Source organism: Marinobacter guineae, from assembly GCF_002744735.1.
GTDB classification, from domain to species: Bacteria; Pseudomonadota; Gammaproteobacteria; order Pseudomonadales; family Oleiphilaceae; genus Marinobacter; species Marinobacter guineae.
Map to the genome: position 1 here is coordinate 276917 of NZ_KZ319341.1, position 12988 is coordinate 289904.

15 protein-coding genes and 2 pseudogenes are annotated in these 12988 nt (G+C 57.6%); 10 read left to right on the plus strand and 7 right to left on the minus strand.

Annotated elements, in window-relative coordinates:
• The first annotated feature begins 16 nt into the window (after nucleotides 1-16).
• Nucleotides 17-2002, plus strand: a complete 1986-nt coding sequence (locus CLH62_RS15555) for a hypothetical protein (protein WP_099619105.1) — start codon at nucleotides 17-19, stop codon at nucleotides 2000-2002.
• 8 nt (nucleotides 2003-2010) lie between these two features.
• Here CLH62_RS15555 and CLH62_RS15560 read toward each other — a convergent pair whose 3' ends face one another.
• Entirely contained in the window at nucleotides 2011-3282 is a 1272-nt protein-coding gene (locus CLH62_RS15560) for an MFS transporter (RefSeq protein WP_099619106.1), read from the minus strand.
• Nucleotides 3283-3425: 143 nt separating this feature from the next.
• On the opposite strand from CLH62_RS15560, the gene CLH62_RS15565 reads away from it, so the two are divergent.
• Entirely contained in the window at nucleotides 3426-4502 is a 1077-nt protein-coding gene (locus CLH62_RS15565; protein WP_099619107.1) for a TauD/TfdA dioxygenase family protein, read from the plus strand.
• A gap of 26 nt (nucleotides 4503-4528) precedes the next feature.
• Here CLH62_RS15565 and CLH62_RS15570 read toward each other — a convergent pair whose 3' ends face one another.
• Complete coding sequence (locus CLH62_RS15570; RefSeq protein ID WP_228152874.1) at nucleotides 4529-4819, minus strand: hypothetical protein; 291 nt, start codon at nucleotides 4817-4819, stop codon at nucleotides 4529-4531.
• Nucleotides 4820-4985: 166 nt separating this feature from the next.
• On the opposite strand from CLH62_RS15570, the gene CLH62_RS15575 reads away from it, so the two are divergent.
• The 5 genes from CLH62_RS15575 to CLH62_RS15595 all read left to right on the plus strand — a co-directional run bounded on the left by CLH62_RS15575 (nucleotide 4986) and on the right by CLH62_RS15595 (nucleotide 8340).
• On the plus strand, nucleotides 4986-5201 hold the full coding sequence (locus CLH62_RS15575; protein WP_099619108.1) for a hypothetical protein: 216 nt from the start codon (nucleotides 4986-4988) through the stop codon (nucleotides 5199-5201).
• 184 nt (nucleotides 5202-5385) lie between these two features.
• Nucleotides 5386-6003: a LemA family protein gene (locus CLH62_RS15580; protein WP_099619109.1), complete on the plus strand. Its 618-nt coding sequence runs from the start codon at nucleotides 5386-5388 to the stop codon at nucleotides 6001-6003.
• Nucleotides 6003-6758: a TPM domain-containing protein gene (locus CLH62_RS15585; protein ID WP_099619110.1), complete on the plus strand. Its 756-nt coding sequence runs from the start codon at nucleotides 6003-6005 to the stop codon at nucleotides 6756-6758. Before CLH62_RS15580 ends, CLH62_RS15585 begins: the two co-directional genes overlap by 1 nt.
• A gap of 60 nt (nucleotides 6759-6818) precedes the next feature.
• Entirely contained in the window at nucleotides 6819-7436 is a 618-nt protein-coding gene (locus tag CLH62_RS15590; protein WP_099619111.1) for a TPM domain-containing protein, read from the plus strand.
• 7 nt (nucleotides 7437-7443) lie between these two features.
• Nucleotides 7444-8340 carry a substrate-binding periplasmic protein gene (locus CLH62_RS15595; RefSeq protein ID WP_228152875.1) on the plus strand — a complete coding sequence of 299 codons (897 nt, stop codon included), beginning with the start codon at nucleotides 7444-7446 and terminating at the stop codon, nucleotides 8338-8340.
• Here the strand turns inward: CLH62_RS15595 and CLH62_RS15600 are convergent.
• The gene (locus tag CLH62_RS15600; protein WP_099619113.1) at nucleotides 8332-9267 is read right to left on the minus strand and encodes a M14 family metallopeptidase; all 936 of its coding nucleotides are present in this window, start codon (nucleotides 9265-9267) and stop codon (nucleotides 8332-8334) included. The two genes, CLH62_RS15595 and CLH62_RS15600, sit on opposite strands and share 9 nt — an antisense overlap.
• 106 nt (nucleotides 9268-9373) lie before the next feature.
• Nucleotides 9374-10138, minus strand: a complete 765-nt coding sequence (locus CLH62_RS15605; protein ID WP_099619114.1) for an SAM-dependent methyltransferase — start codon at nucleotides 10136-10138, stop codon at nucleotides 9374-9376.
• 171 nt (nucleotides 10139-10309) lie between these two features.
• Here CLH62_RS15605 and CLH62_RS15610 point away from each other — a divergent pair, with 171 nt between their 5' ends.
• Together CLH62_RS15610 and CLH62_RS15615 are read left to right on the plus strand one after the other, a co-directional pair.
• Nucleotides 10310-10555: a type II toxin-antitoxin system CcdA family antitoxin gene (locus tag CLH62_RS15610; protein ID WP_099619115.1), complete on the plus strand. Its 246-nt coding sequence runs from the start codon at nucleotides 10310-10312 to the stop codon at nucleotides 10553-10555.
• Nucleotides 10555-10872, plus strand: a complete 318-nt coding sequence (locus CLH62_RS15615) for a CcdB family protein (RefSeq protein ID WP_099619116.1) — start codon at nucleotides 10555-10557, stop codon at nucleotides 10870-10872. The genes CLH62_RS15610 and CLH62_RS15615 overlap by 1 nt, the downstream gene beginning before the upstream one ends.
• 6 nt (nucleotides 10873-10878) lie before the next feature.
• Here the strand turns inward: CLH62_RS15615 and CLH62_RS21450 are convergent.
• A pseudogene (locus tag CLH62_RS21450) lies at nucleotides 10879-11043 on the minus strand (IS1182 family transposase); the annotation flags it as partial.
• Nucleotides 11044-11045: 2 nt separating this feature from the next.
• Between CLH62_RS21450 and CLH62_RS15625 the strand changes: the two are divergent.
• Complete coding sequence (locus tag CLH62_RS15625) at nucleotides 11046-11228, plus strand: addiction module protein (RefSeq protein WP_099619117.1); 183 nt, start codon at nucleotides 11046-11048, stop codon at nucleotides 11226-11228.
• A 182-nt stretch (nucleotides 11229-11410) separates the two neighbouring features.
• Here the strand turns inward: CLH62_RS15625 and CLH62_RS15630 are convergent, their stop codons facing one another.
• Both CLH62_RS15630 and CLH62_RS21590 read right to left on the minus strand, forming a co-directional pair.
• Nucleotides 11411-11812: a GFA family protein gene (locus tag CLH62_RS15630; RefSeq protein WP_099619118.1), complete on the minus strand. Its 402-nt coding sequence runs from the start codon at nucleotides 11810-11812 to the stop codon at nucleotides 11411-11413.
• 226 nt (nucleotides 11813-12038) lie between these two features.
• A pseudogene (locus tag CLH62_RS21590) lies at nucleotides 12039-12806 on the minus strand (transposase).
• Nucleotides 12807-12988 lie beyond the last annotated feature (182 nt).

A 12988-nucleotide genomic window follows, 5' to 3' on the forward strand; every position in this document is an offset into this window, starting at 1 on the left:
CGAGGGAGCCAAAGCTATGGGGCGTCAGAACTCAGACCCTGCGCTCGGGCCGGCATTGATGCAGTTTGACGTAGCGCTGGGAGATTTCGCCCGAGCCCGTCGCACCGACCCCAGGGCATCCAGCCTTGGACTGCTTGAGCGCTCCCGAATGCTGATGACGCTGCCGGGCGGCTTTGATGCCCTGTACCGGCGGGTCCGCTCGCTGGAATCTGCCGGCATCTTCGGCACCAGCGACTGGGCTCAGCCGGCCATCCTGCAGCCGGCACTGGCCAAGCACTCCCTGCGCGAGGCTGGTGCTGTTACGACCATCGTGGAGGCCATCAGCGAGCTTCGGATGCTTGCCGTCACCCGAGGTGATTACTTCCACCCCGGCATTTCTGCAGAACAGGCACGCTATTTCCTGACCCAGGTTATGGCTTTGAACCTGGATCTGCTCTCTGGCCAACTCACTGAAGCCGACCGGGAACGCCCGAAACAGCTCGGCATGATTGTCCAGGAACTATACCAGTATCTGATTTCCCACCTCGGTTATGAGAGCCTGCTGGACAGCCTGGTGGCGGAGGTCTGGCGCCTCCTGGAACAAGGGCCGGTGCAGGTCGACAGCATCTGCGAGATGATTGGCCAGATCGCCAAGTGCCTTTACGATCCGAAGATAAAAACCACCAGTAACGCAAACGCCACCCGCCTGGTCAACGCCCTGTTTGCGCCCACACCGGGCAGCGCCGAAGACCCGGGCCTAGAGGTCTATGAGCAGCGACTGGCGGAGATGGACGACGTCACTCTGGCTTCCGAAGCCACCTACTTTGCCCGCAGCATGCACGACAGCGGCCTGGCCTCGCCCTATCACGCGGTTATGCTGAGGTTCCTGCGCAACAATGATCAGGACGATCTGATACCCAGCATACTGGGGCTCACCATGACCGGCATGGACGACCTCTACTGCTACACCGAGTTGGTCCACGCCCTGATTGACGAAGCTATCTACCCGGAAACCTGCCAGGCCGTTTATGGCTTAACCATGATGCTGGAGCGGGGTTCCCTGTTTACACCATCCGTAGCCCAGGCCCTGTGGCGGCAGATCAAACTACCCCTGTCAGCGGAGACCGCAAACACCCTTCAGGAAGCCTTTGGCGATGCCCAACCACCCCGAGTATTTCTGCTGGCTGGTGTCCTCAACCTTTTGGGACAGCCGCTGGGGGTGGGCCAGGGCAACAACCCCACTTGCCAGTCTGCTATTGGTCTGTCGGTATGGGCATCCAACGAGGCTGATTATCTGCTTCAGGTACTGACCTGGGCGGCCCGGGACAACGAAGTTCTGTGCCGCTTCGAAGGTGAGAACGTCTCTTCCAGAGATCTGGAGCCCGGGCTGGTCAAGGAAACACCGGTCGATGTGGACCCGGTATCGCTGATCCTCATACCCCATCTGGATCGCATCTACGGCGAAATGTGGCGCCGTTGTGAAAACCGGGACGACGATGCCCATCGCTGGATCAACCCGGAATTCTACGGCTGGTGGGTCAGCCATGGGTTCCGTGTGGTGGCCGATGTCCACACCGGGGAAGTGAACGACTACGAGGGCTTCATCCGGCACTTCTACGCCAGCTACCACCCTTTTTACAACGGCAACATGCCAGTGATCCACGCGCAGCCGGCCGGCATTGCCGTTACCGACAGCGCGGCACGTTTTGTAGGCCGCCACGCCATCAATATTCTCAGGGTCGGGCTCAGCCCCCGTAACGAGATGCGGGTTTACTTTTTCAACCCCAACAACGACAGCGGCCAGGACTGGGGTCAGGGAATTACCTGCTCCACCCGGGGCCACGGCGAATTTCGCGGCGAGGCCTCCCTGCCCATTGCCGAATTCACCTCCAGGCTGTATGCATTCCATTACGACCCGCTGGAACTTGGCGACCTCTCGGCAATACCGGATGAGGAAGTTGCCCGGGTGAAGGAGCTTGGCTACACCAGTTGGGCGGCATCCTCCGACCCATCGCCGGAGTGAAGGCCCAGCTAGTAACTTTCCGTGTTACCGGTTGGCGGCGTTAACGGCTCGCCTTCCTCATTCTGCAGCTGGTAATCGTAGGCTGCCTGCAGGCCGGTCTCTTCTTCAACCTCTTCCTCGGGCTCATAGTCAAGGTAGCGCGGATACAGTGGCGAAAGCATCGCAACGAGAATGCCGATGGCGCAGAACATGGCAAACGCATCGGCATAACCGACTTCGTTGACCAGCACACCGACGATCGGCGAGCCGGCAGCCTGGCCAAGCGAGACCGCCATAAATGGCAGTACCGGCCCCATGGACAGCCGACCCGGCAACAGACGGATGCCTGTCATCAGGTAGAGCCCCGTCAGACTCATGTAAGCCAGGCCAAAGACCAGCGCGGAAAACGTCGCAATCAGCAGGTTGTCGGGGCTGGCAGCAAGCAAGGCCAGGCTCGCAGCCAGCATCATCAGCATCAGCGCCTGGGTGATCGGCGGGTTGTTGCGATCGGCCAGATCAGCCACCACCGCGCCGCCAAGGCCGGCGATACCAACCGCCAGCCACAGCCAACCGGTGGCATCGGGCGGCATCGCGCCCAGGTTGACCACCAGATCCGGTGCGAAGATCCAGTATGCGGCGGAAACGAAGCCCATCATGAAGGCAAACAGTGAGAGTCTTAACAGGCGCCACCACTGCTGCGCACTGATAGGAGACGCAGGTGCGGCATTCGACGGCGTGACACGGGACACGGAAGGAATGAAAAACCACGTGGCAAGCACCCCGAGGAGCGCCAGAACTGCAAAGGACGCATAGGCATAGCGCCAGGCCCCGGCCAGGAACAGAATCGTCGGCACGGCAACCACCACGCCAATACTGGTGCCAGCATTCATCACCGAGCTGACCCGCCCGTGCAGGGAACGTTTCACCAGGGCCTGCATCGCCGCCGTGAGCGCCGGCATCATCAGACCCGTGCAGATGCCGCAAGCAACCACTCCCACACCGAGGGACACCGCGCCAGAAGCCTGACTGATCAGTGCCAGACCGACAACACCAAAAATTCCAGACACCATTGCCGTGTTACGGGCGCCGAGACGATCAGCAGATAGTGGTGCAACCATCGTGGCGAGGACAAAACTGATCAGCGGCAGCGCGCCAATGATACCGATCACTTCCGGCGTCAGACCCAACTCGGCCCGGATCGGGGGCACAAACAAACCAAATGCAAAGCGTGCGAGCCCGTAACTGATCGCAATCAGTGCGGCCCCTAAAAGCGCAAACGCTGTACTCGAGGGAAACTTCATTCCACCTCCGCCAGACACCCGTGCCATGTATATCCACTGCAAGTTTCAGCGTAGCCGGAAAGGAAACCTCCAGCCAAGTTTGTGTTCAAAAAACGCGCCGGGTTAGGCTGTCTGTAAAACGAACAGCATGGTGAGTAACGGCTATGGGACAGATTTCGGAAAAACCCGGCACACTGGCATCGGCTATCCTTCCGGTCGACCCAAAGCGCGCTGCATTGATCGAAAAGGAAGGTTTAAAAGTCAGACAGCTGGAACCACTGGGCGTTGAGATCTACGGCGCAGATGTTCGTACCAGACTTCCCGAGCCTGTCATCGAGGCTCTGGAAGTTGAAATGGCGAATCGCGGATTTATCGTCTTCAAGCACCAAACAGACCTCTCACCCGATGAACTGGTGGAAGCGAGCAAATGGTGGGGCGCCCGGGAAATCCACTCCACCCATGGGGTCCACCCCGCCACACCGGGACGAAACAGGCACATTTTTCGTTGTTCCAACGACAGCCGCCACGGAATCCTTGGGGTCGGCCCTCAGTGGCATAACGATGGCAGCTTTGAAGCCGCAACATTTTCCCACAGCGCCTATTACATGGCCCGGGCGCCGGAACGCGGGGGCGGCACCCATTTCGCCCACCAGGGTGCGGCCTTCGATGTTCTGCCAAAGGAGAAACAGGAATTCTGGGAACGCCTCGTTTCTGTCAATTCCGCGTCAAGCGTGACCCATCCCGTCGTCCATACCCATCCGATTTCCGGGCGCAAAAGCGTATGGCTTCATCTTGGGATGACCGGCGCTGTTATCGAAAGGCTGCCGGACGATGAACTCACCCTGGATCAGCTAAAGACCATGTCGGCATCCGCCGACAAGTTTCGTTTGCTGAACGAAGACGCGATGAAGGCGCTGTTCAATGACTACAACGATCTGTTGAACGAGTCCTTCGATGGCGGCTACGGCATCAGGTACCACTACGACACTGGCGATTTGCTGTTCATTGGTAACTGGGCAGTCGCTCACAGGGCATCCCCCGAGGCTCATCTGCCGGCGGAACAGCAGGGGCTGAGGATCATGGACCGTGTCACCATCAAGGCAAGACAGAACCTGGCACCCCATTTCGGTTTGCCCCAATACATCAATATGGCCGGGCCTCACCCCTTCAACAAGGATGGCGTCTGGCAAGCCGGTGGGGTGGGATTCCGCTGGAAGGACGATATCCGTATGCAAAACTAATCCATTCGTTTTGCATACGGATGGCCTCATTGCACTGGCTGACACCCTCGAACCGCGAGGGCCACGTTGGTGGTCGCCTTGATCTGATCGTAATATCTGGCGGCCGTTTGAACGCCCATATCAGCATAGTTGCCAGCGGTGGGGCTGATCAGTTGGCCCAGCTGAGCCCATGCCCCTGCAGATTGGCGGTCCTGTTGGTAGGCTGAAAAAGCCTGGTAGATTTCGCCGCAGGTAACGCCATCGCCATCAGTGGCAGCGGAGGATACGTAGGATGAGGTCTGGCAGCCAGCCAAGGCCGCCACTGCCATAAGAAGCATAGAACTTTTCAATTTCACTGATGGGATCTCCCGGGATCAAATGAGATGTGTTGCGGCAGCATACCGGGAAAAGGAAGCGTTTCCTAAATTTGATATTCGGTCATACTAAGCCCCGGTTTTTCAGCGATTCCTGTTACTGTTAGCGTTGGCTCACGAGGACCCTTATATGCGAGAAGTACAACAGAAACAATCCGGAACCAGCGGCTACTCATGGAAACTGTCCGCAGCGGCTGCAGTGGCGTCAGTCATCGGGGCAGTGGTTACCTATGGCGAAGTTTCACCGATCATCACCGGATTGATTCTCCTTACCGCCGTAGGCTGGGGTTTTACGGCCAGGGATAATAAGCGGGAAAGGGAGCAGGCGCAGAAACAGGGTCAATGATTTAATGTCTGATGCTCATGACAAGCCCTGATCTGTTCAATTTTTGCCCACCACACTGGGCTTAGTCCACGCTGGCCACCTTGAAAACAGTAGCTCTGCCCCCATCTAGACGGGAGTTCGATGTCTTCGCCTGCGGGCCGGGCATCTTCCCTTCTTAAGACAACCATCACCGGGACAGAGCACTATGGGAATCCTTCAAAAACCGTTTCAACAGCGGTCTGCCTGGCAGCTGACATCTCTGATGGCGCTGGTTTTGTTACTCAGTGGCTGCGGAATCAATAACATCCCCACCTACGATGAGAGAGTGACGGCCGCCTGGGCCCAGGTGGAGAACCAGTACCAGCGCCGTGCAGACCTGATTCCCAACCTGGTGGAAACCGTCAAGGGCTTCGCGGCCCAGGAGCAGGAAACCCTGACCGCGGTGATTGAGGCGCGCTCCAAGGCCACCTCGATTCAGGTGGACGAGAGCATTCTCAACAATCCCGAGAAGCTGCAGCAGTTCCAGCAGGCCCAAGGTGAACTGAGCAGTGCCCTGAGCCGCCTGATGGCGGTGTCCGAACGTTATCCGGACCTGAAGTCGAACCAGAACTTCCTGGCCTTGCAGTCCCAGCTTGAAGGCACAGAGAATCGTATTGCCGTCGCGCGCCGGGATTTCATCCAGGCGGTGGAACGCTACAACACCGAGCTGCGCACCTTCCCGGGGAAAATCTGGCACAGCATCCTGTATAGTGATCTCGAGCCCCGCGCCAACTTTGAAGCCACCGCGGACAATGCGGAAGACGCACCAGCGGTGACATTCTGATGGTTGCACTGCCCCGGAAAAGCCTGCTGTTAACGTTATTGCTGTTGCTCCCGGCTACCGTCTGGGCCCAGTCATCGCCAGAATTTCCCGAACTGACTGGCCGGGTGGTAGACCAGGCAGACATGCTCTCCCCGCAAGTGGAAACGCGCCTGACTCAGATGCTTCAGGCCCACGAACAGGCCAGCACCGAACAGGTTGTGGTGATTACCCTGCCCAACCTGCAGGGTTATCCCATTGAGGATTTCGGCTATCAGTTGGGCCGGCACTGGGGTATTGGTCAGGAGGGCGAGGATAACGGCGCCCTGCTGATCGTGGCAGAGGAAGAGCGTGCTATCCGCATCGAAGTGGGCTATGGCCTTGAAGGCCGGCTCACCGACGCGCAATCCTCCGTCATCATCAGTCAGGCGATAAGCCCGGCTTTCCGCCAGGGCGATTTTGAGGCCGGTATCGTCAACGGCACCGCCGCCATGATCCAGGTTCTCGGCGGAGAGCCCATGGCGGTTCCCCAGGAGCAGACCCGCCCACTCCAGGAGAAGCCAAAGGCCGGCATGGTCGCGCTGTTCTTCATCATCATGATGGCGGTGGTGTTCTTCATCGGCAGTCGCGGTGGCCGTGGTGGCCGCGGGGGTGCTGCCCTGTTAGGCGCGGCTCTGTTGGGTGGCGCCATGGGCGGCCGTGGCGGCGGCTTCGGTGGTGGCGGTTTTGGCGGTGGCGGAGGCGGCTTCGGCGGCGGCGGTGCCTCCGGTGGCTGGTAGCTCCGTATTGGTATCCGTACGCGCGGAACCCCCTCACCTGACAATGAGAATCACAGAATCATGACATTATTAAGCAAAAGCGATCAGGAAGCCGTTACCGCTGCCATCAACGAGGTGGAACGGGAAACCGACGCCGAACTGGTCACCGTACTGACGGCCCAATCGGATAACTACAACTATATTCCACTGGTCTGGGCCGGCATCCTGGCGTTACTTGCGCCAGGTATCGGCAACTATTTCGGGAACTGGTTCGGAGCCGACATGCTCATGCTGGTGCAGTGGGGTACTTTCGTCGTGCTCAGCCTGCTGTTCCGGATGCCCGGCATAAACACCCGCCTGATTCCCCGACAGGTGCGCTACTGGCGGGCGTCCAACCTCGCACGGCGACAATTCCTTGAGCAGAACCTGCACCACACCGAAGGCGGCACCGGCATGCTGATCTTCGTCTCGGAAGCAGAGCGCTATGTTGAGATTCTGGTGGATCAGGGCATTGCCGACGTGCTGGATAACTCGGCATGGGAAGACATCGTGGCGGACTTCACCGCGAAGGTGCACCAGGGCCAGACCCGGCAGGGATTTCTTGACTGCATTGCTGCCTGCGGCAAGCTCCTGAAAGAGCACGTGCCCGCCACTCACGAGCGCAATGAACTGCCCAATCATTTGGTGATTCTGCCCTGACGACAAGATGACATTGTTACTGCAATCTGTCTGCTGGACTCTGACATTGAAGGCCTGTGTGCAGTCTTATCTCGCTTTGTTCCCGATCTGCCTGCTCCTGGCTGCGGCCCAGCCTGCGGTTGCCGAAACTGTCCTGCATGTCGCCTATGAGGATAAAACCCAGTTCCCCTACTACATGGGTGAGACCCAGCGGGTACTGGAAAAGCCTGGTGCGGCGGTGGAGCTGGTCAAACTGCTGGAGGAGCGGATACCGGGATTGCAGATCAAATTCAGCCGCTACCCCTGGAAACGCTGCCTTGCCATGCTCGAAACGGGCCAGGTGGATGGGATCTTTAATGCCTCCTACAATGAAGAGCGCACCCGCATTGGGGCGTACCCCCGGAAGGATGGGCAGGTGGACCCCTCACGCCGCCTGACCACCATAAGTTACCATCTATATTCCCTGCCCAATGCTGACCTCGGCTGGAACGGCAAGACCTTCGCGAACCCTGACCTGGAAATTGGCGCCCCACTGGGTTACTCCATAGTGAATGACCTGGAGGACCTGGAAGTCTCGGTGATGAAGGTTCGCAGCTCCATGCAAAGCCTCCAACTGCTGATCGCAAGGCGGGTGGATGCCGTTGCCCTCCAGTCGGTCACGGCGGATTTCCTGTTAACCAGGAACGCCGACCAACTCTCGGGGATTGTCCGGATCGACCCGCCCCTGAGAACCAAACCCTACTATCTGATGCTGTCCCGGCAGTTCAAAGCTGAGAACCCGGAGCTCTCAGAGCAGATCTGGAATGCGGTTGGGCAGTTGAGACAGGAGAAGCTGGAGGCGTTGTCGCAGTCTTACCTCTCAGAATCAACAACACCCCCAGAAACCATGGTGAATCCCGGCGAACCCACGACCACCTCAATGTGAGGTGTGCCGTGCAGCCAGCCCGTAGTCGATCGCCGCACACACCGCGACAGCCTGCGCGGCATTGCATTGCTCGGGGGTTACACGGGGACTGTCGGGATAGACCTCGGTGGTGGTCCGGTAGTGAGCGTTAGTAATACCGGCGCACAGGCCCCACTGCTGGAGCGGATACTCGATGACGCCCCGGGCGACTACCGGTGAGCCAAAGATCTCGCCGCTGTCATCGGCCGGCGCGATATGCGTAACCTGCTCGACCGCCCTGATCAACGCCTGCTGGAATTCAGGCTGCGGGTTCTCGCTGTCATCGACTACGTAGAAGCCATCGGGAACCCCGGCCGGCTCGAACGGCGTGCCATCGCGCGCGGCAAGCGCCGGGCGAAACTCGGTTTCGTCGGTATCGGTGGTCTCGTGAAGGTCGATATGAATCAGTGCACGATCACGAACAGGCGCCACCAATCGCATGAGTGCGGCCGACTCCCCAGCCGGACTGCCCTCGTGGAATGAGCGGTTCGGATCAATCGCGTTCGGGTTCCAGCGATGAATGCGCTCGTAAGCCCAGGGACTGACGCACGGCGCAACCAGCAGGTTCACGCGGCCGGCATAGTCCGCAGCATACTGATTGAGGAACTGCAGCGCGCCGTGCACACCGCTGGTTTCGTACCCGTGAACCCCGCCTGTTACCAGCACCACCGGCAGATCGTCATTCCAATCCCGGCTGCGAATCGCCATCAGCGGATAATAATCCGGGCCGTAATCCAGAGCACCGTACTCTTCAACATCAAAGCGCGAGCGCAGACGCTCGATCACACTCAACACCTCCGACTCGTAACTGCGCTGACGGGTCTGCCGTGACAACCACTCGGCGCGTTCCGCCTCGCCCCAGTGGGTGCCGGGTGTGCCGATTGGATAGGGTGTTGGAGCCGTGTTCATATCGCTTGTTTTCTCCGGTGATCGTCAATGTGACGGTTATAGACTGCGATAAACATTCACTTTCTTCCTGAGTGCTAACGTCTCTGGCGTCGGCCTGAATGGATTATCAGGCCTGTTTGAGGAAGATCCGCGGCATCAGCGCGAACACGCCCCAGCCCAGATATTCACGTGTGTACGCAGCATGGCGCTGTGGTTCCGAGGTCAGCCTGGATTGCACCTCTGGGGCCAATTCATCACCGGGATTGGCTTCAAGCCACCGGCGAATAGTGAGCCATTTGGCCGCCTCGTATCTGTCCCAATCGTCTTGATTAGCCAGAACCATTTCAACCACGTCGTAACCCAGGCGACCGAAAGATGCGACCAGTTCTGGCAGCACAAGGAAGTCAGAGATTGCGGTCGCCAGACACCCCTTGGCAATATCTTCCGTTGGTGGCAACTGCCGCCAGTAAGGCTCGCCGATAAGGATGATTCCACCAGTGCGTAGGCTCCGCGCCAGAAGCTCAATCGTCCCGGCGACACCCCCAGCGATCCAGGAAGCACCCAGGCAGGCCGCCACATCGACTTTTTCGTCCGAGACATAGCCTGCCGCATCGTCATGGATGAACCGGACTTGATGGTCCACGCACAGTTCTTCGGCACGTAATATAGCCTGCTCTGTGAACAATTGGCTCATGTCGACACCGGTGCCAATGACACCGTAATCACGTGCCCATGTACACAGCATCTCTCCAGAACCACTGCCAAGATCAAGAACCCGGGTACCCGATTCCAGATGCAGGGCTGCACCAAGAGTGGCAAGCTTTTCGGGTGTGAACGGGTTATGGATGCGGTGACCACTTTCCATAATGTTGAAGATGCGTGGGATGTCCATTGCGAAGATTTCCTTACAGGTGCCAATGGGTTCGGTAAAAGCAGTCAAGCTTTGGCTTTACGGCGCACCAGCGTAAGCGCGTCCGACAACAGTCATTGGTTAAATGCTTGAATGCGCATGCCCGTGCGCATAAACTAAGGTTATGCATCAAACAGCCACCTGGAGGCTCCAATGGCCGAACTCTACAACGAAGGCGCCCCCAAAAAAGCGGCGAACCTCTCCATCAATAGCGATCTGCTTCGTAAGACCCGTGAACTGAACATTAACTTGTCTGCTACCCTGGAGCGAGCCCTGAGAGAAGAGCTCGCCAAACGCGAGGCAGAACAATGGGTTGAAGAAAATCGAGCTGCGATAAAAAGTTACAACAATTTTGTCGAACAACATGGATGCTTCGGCGACGAATTCAGGGAGTTTTGATGGCACAGTTCGATGTCTACCCCAACCCAAGCAAAACCAGCAAAGCCCACTACCCTTACCTTGTCGATATTCAGAGCAGCCTGCTGAACGAACTGGCAACTCGCATCGTTATCCCTTTGGGGAAACGCTCCGCGTTTGGTGGCGAAGCCATGCAAGGACTCATGCCGGAAATCAGCTTTGCAGACCAGGAGCTACTACTGTTTACCCCACAAATTTCCTCTGTTTCTGAAAAGCATCTCAAAAACCCGGTTGGTTCTCTATCGCATTTCGGAAACCAGATTGTTGGAGCCCTGGACCTGGCTATTACCGGCATTTAACGAGGCCGTATCCGGCAGGTTCTGATGACGCTTGCCATACTTGTCTTTCTGGTTCTGGAACTTCGGGTCGCGACTGCGGAATTTGTTGTCCGGCACGTAGCCGTTGATCTGCCGTTCGTGCGGGTACTTCATGTTGGCTTCGTTGGCGAAGCCGGTATCGGCGGTGATCACAAATGACTACGCTCGAACTCGAAACCCTCAGAAACGCTGCCATGACGCTCCCCGAACAGGAGCGCGCCGCTCTAGCCAAAGACCTAGTGGCAAGCCTGGATGGCCCTACAGATGAAGGTGTTGCAGAAGCGTGGGACCGTGAGATTCGCCGCAGAATCCGGGGCAAAACAACTCATCCTTCATAGATTCCCGTTCACGCTTGCAATTATCGAAAGAAACCAAGCTATCATAGTCGTTGCTTTTGCTCACCACTCAAGAAAACCAGGCTACTGGCGGAGACGGCTTTCTCCATAGCCTTGGTTTTGCGGCGTGCCGGAGCGCCAGCGAAGGTGCGTCCGCCAACAGCCGCTGGTTATGTAATCTTAGCTTACTCTGGCAGGCCCTCGAACTCTGGCACGTCACCAATCGCCCCGTCCCAAACCGCTCTACTCGATGTGAAGATGTGCGCAGTTGGCAACACAGAGACTTCAGTGTCCAAACACCCTGCGGGAACGACGAGCTGGTCAGTAAGTTGAGTGCTTGGTAATGCTGAACCACACGATCTACAAAAGCTTTTGTTGTGGCGAGTACCTGGAAGCGTAAAGGAAGTCACAGCATCTGCACCCGCCAGCCAGGTCAGTTTAGCTGACTGCGAAAATAAATTTGCCGCATGAGCAGATCCCGTATCTTTTTGGCAATACTCACAATGACACAGGTAAAAGCTGTCGAAGTCCCCATGGACCTCAAATCTCACTGTGCCACACAGGCAAGAACCAACATGTTTAGTCATAGGATTCCCTTCTATGGTCTGCAGGTGACGGACACATAACGAGGCTTTAGAAAAACCCGATTGCGAGCCATGCCTACCGCCTGATTCCTGTAATTTTTATTGCGGCCATCAACTGACCGATAATCCCGAATTCAGGCCCCAACCATGAACTTCGGCTTTTCGACGTGCTAAGCGCCAGTATTGCTGGCTTCCAGCAAGCTCTTCCTCAGCGTCTCCACTCTCGGTATCACGCTGCCAACTGCCCGTAATTCGTAAGCTTCTCAATATTGTGCACCAGGCAGTATAGCTGCCACTGGCCCTGTCCCTTTTTCCGGCCGCGCAAACTGAAGCGATTGAGTCCTTTGTTCGTGCCAATGTTGCCGAACACCGGTTCCACAACCGACATTCGGTGACTGTAGATCTCTTTGCCCTGCTGGCTGTCGACGCGTTGCTTCATCCAGTCGGTGTGGGTGGGCCCGCGCTTCAGCTCCAGGGTATAGGAGACTTGCCGCCCTTTGCCTTTGCGGTGATTGGCAGACTCCGGGTTCTGCATACATTGATGCTTCTTAAGGCAGTGTCGGCGGTGACCACGGCCCATCCTTGGGCGGCTCGTCTTTAGGAAGCGGTCCACTTTCTTCAGGGACTCATCCAGGGAGAGAGCCGTCTTCGCCCGGCGGATGTCCCGGTCCAGCTCGGCCTCGGTTTCTGCCTCGTCCCGTTCGTGGTGCTCTTTCAGGTGGTGGCGGATCAGCCGTCGATGGCAAACAGCTCGTTACCCAACAGGCCTTGTTCGTGGCACACCAGCAAGATTTTCTCGAACAGCTCTTCGATCTCATCGGCATGGCGACTGACGAACTTGGCCAGCGTGGTGAAGTGCGGGACGGTATCGCAAGACAGTGCCTTGAAGATAATGTTGGTCTCGCAGCACCACTGGATCTCCCGGCTGGAGTTGTTCCTGGTAGTTGATCACGACCATAGCGTCCTGATCGTAGTTGTAGTGCTTGAAGCGGGGCATTCCGACGGCTCCTTGTCTGTTTGCCTGATCCTACCAAACCGAGATGGGATTTTCGGGATTTTTCTACAGCCTCAACGCCGCCAGCACATGCGCGCCTATGGAATGGAGACGAAGCCACAATGCAGTAGACATCGCCGTGGCTGTGTTGGATAGGAACTGCTGGTGAAGGAACGTCACCGGTT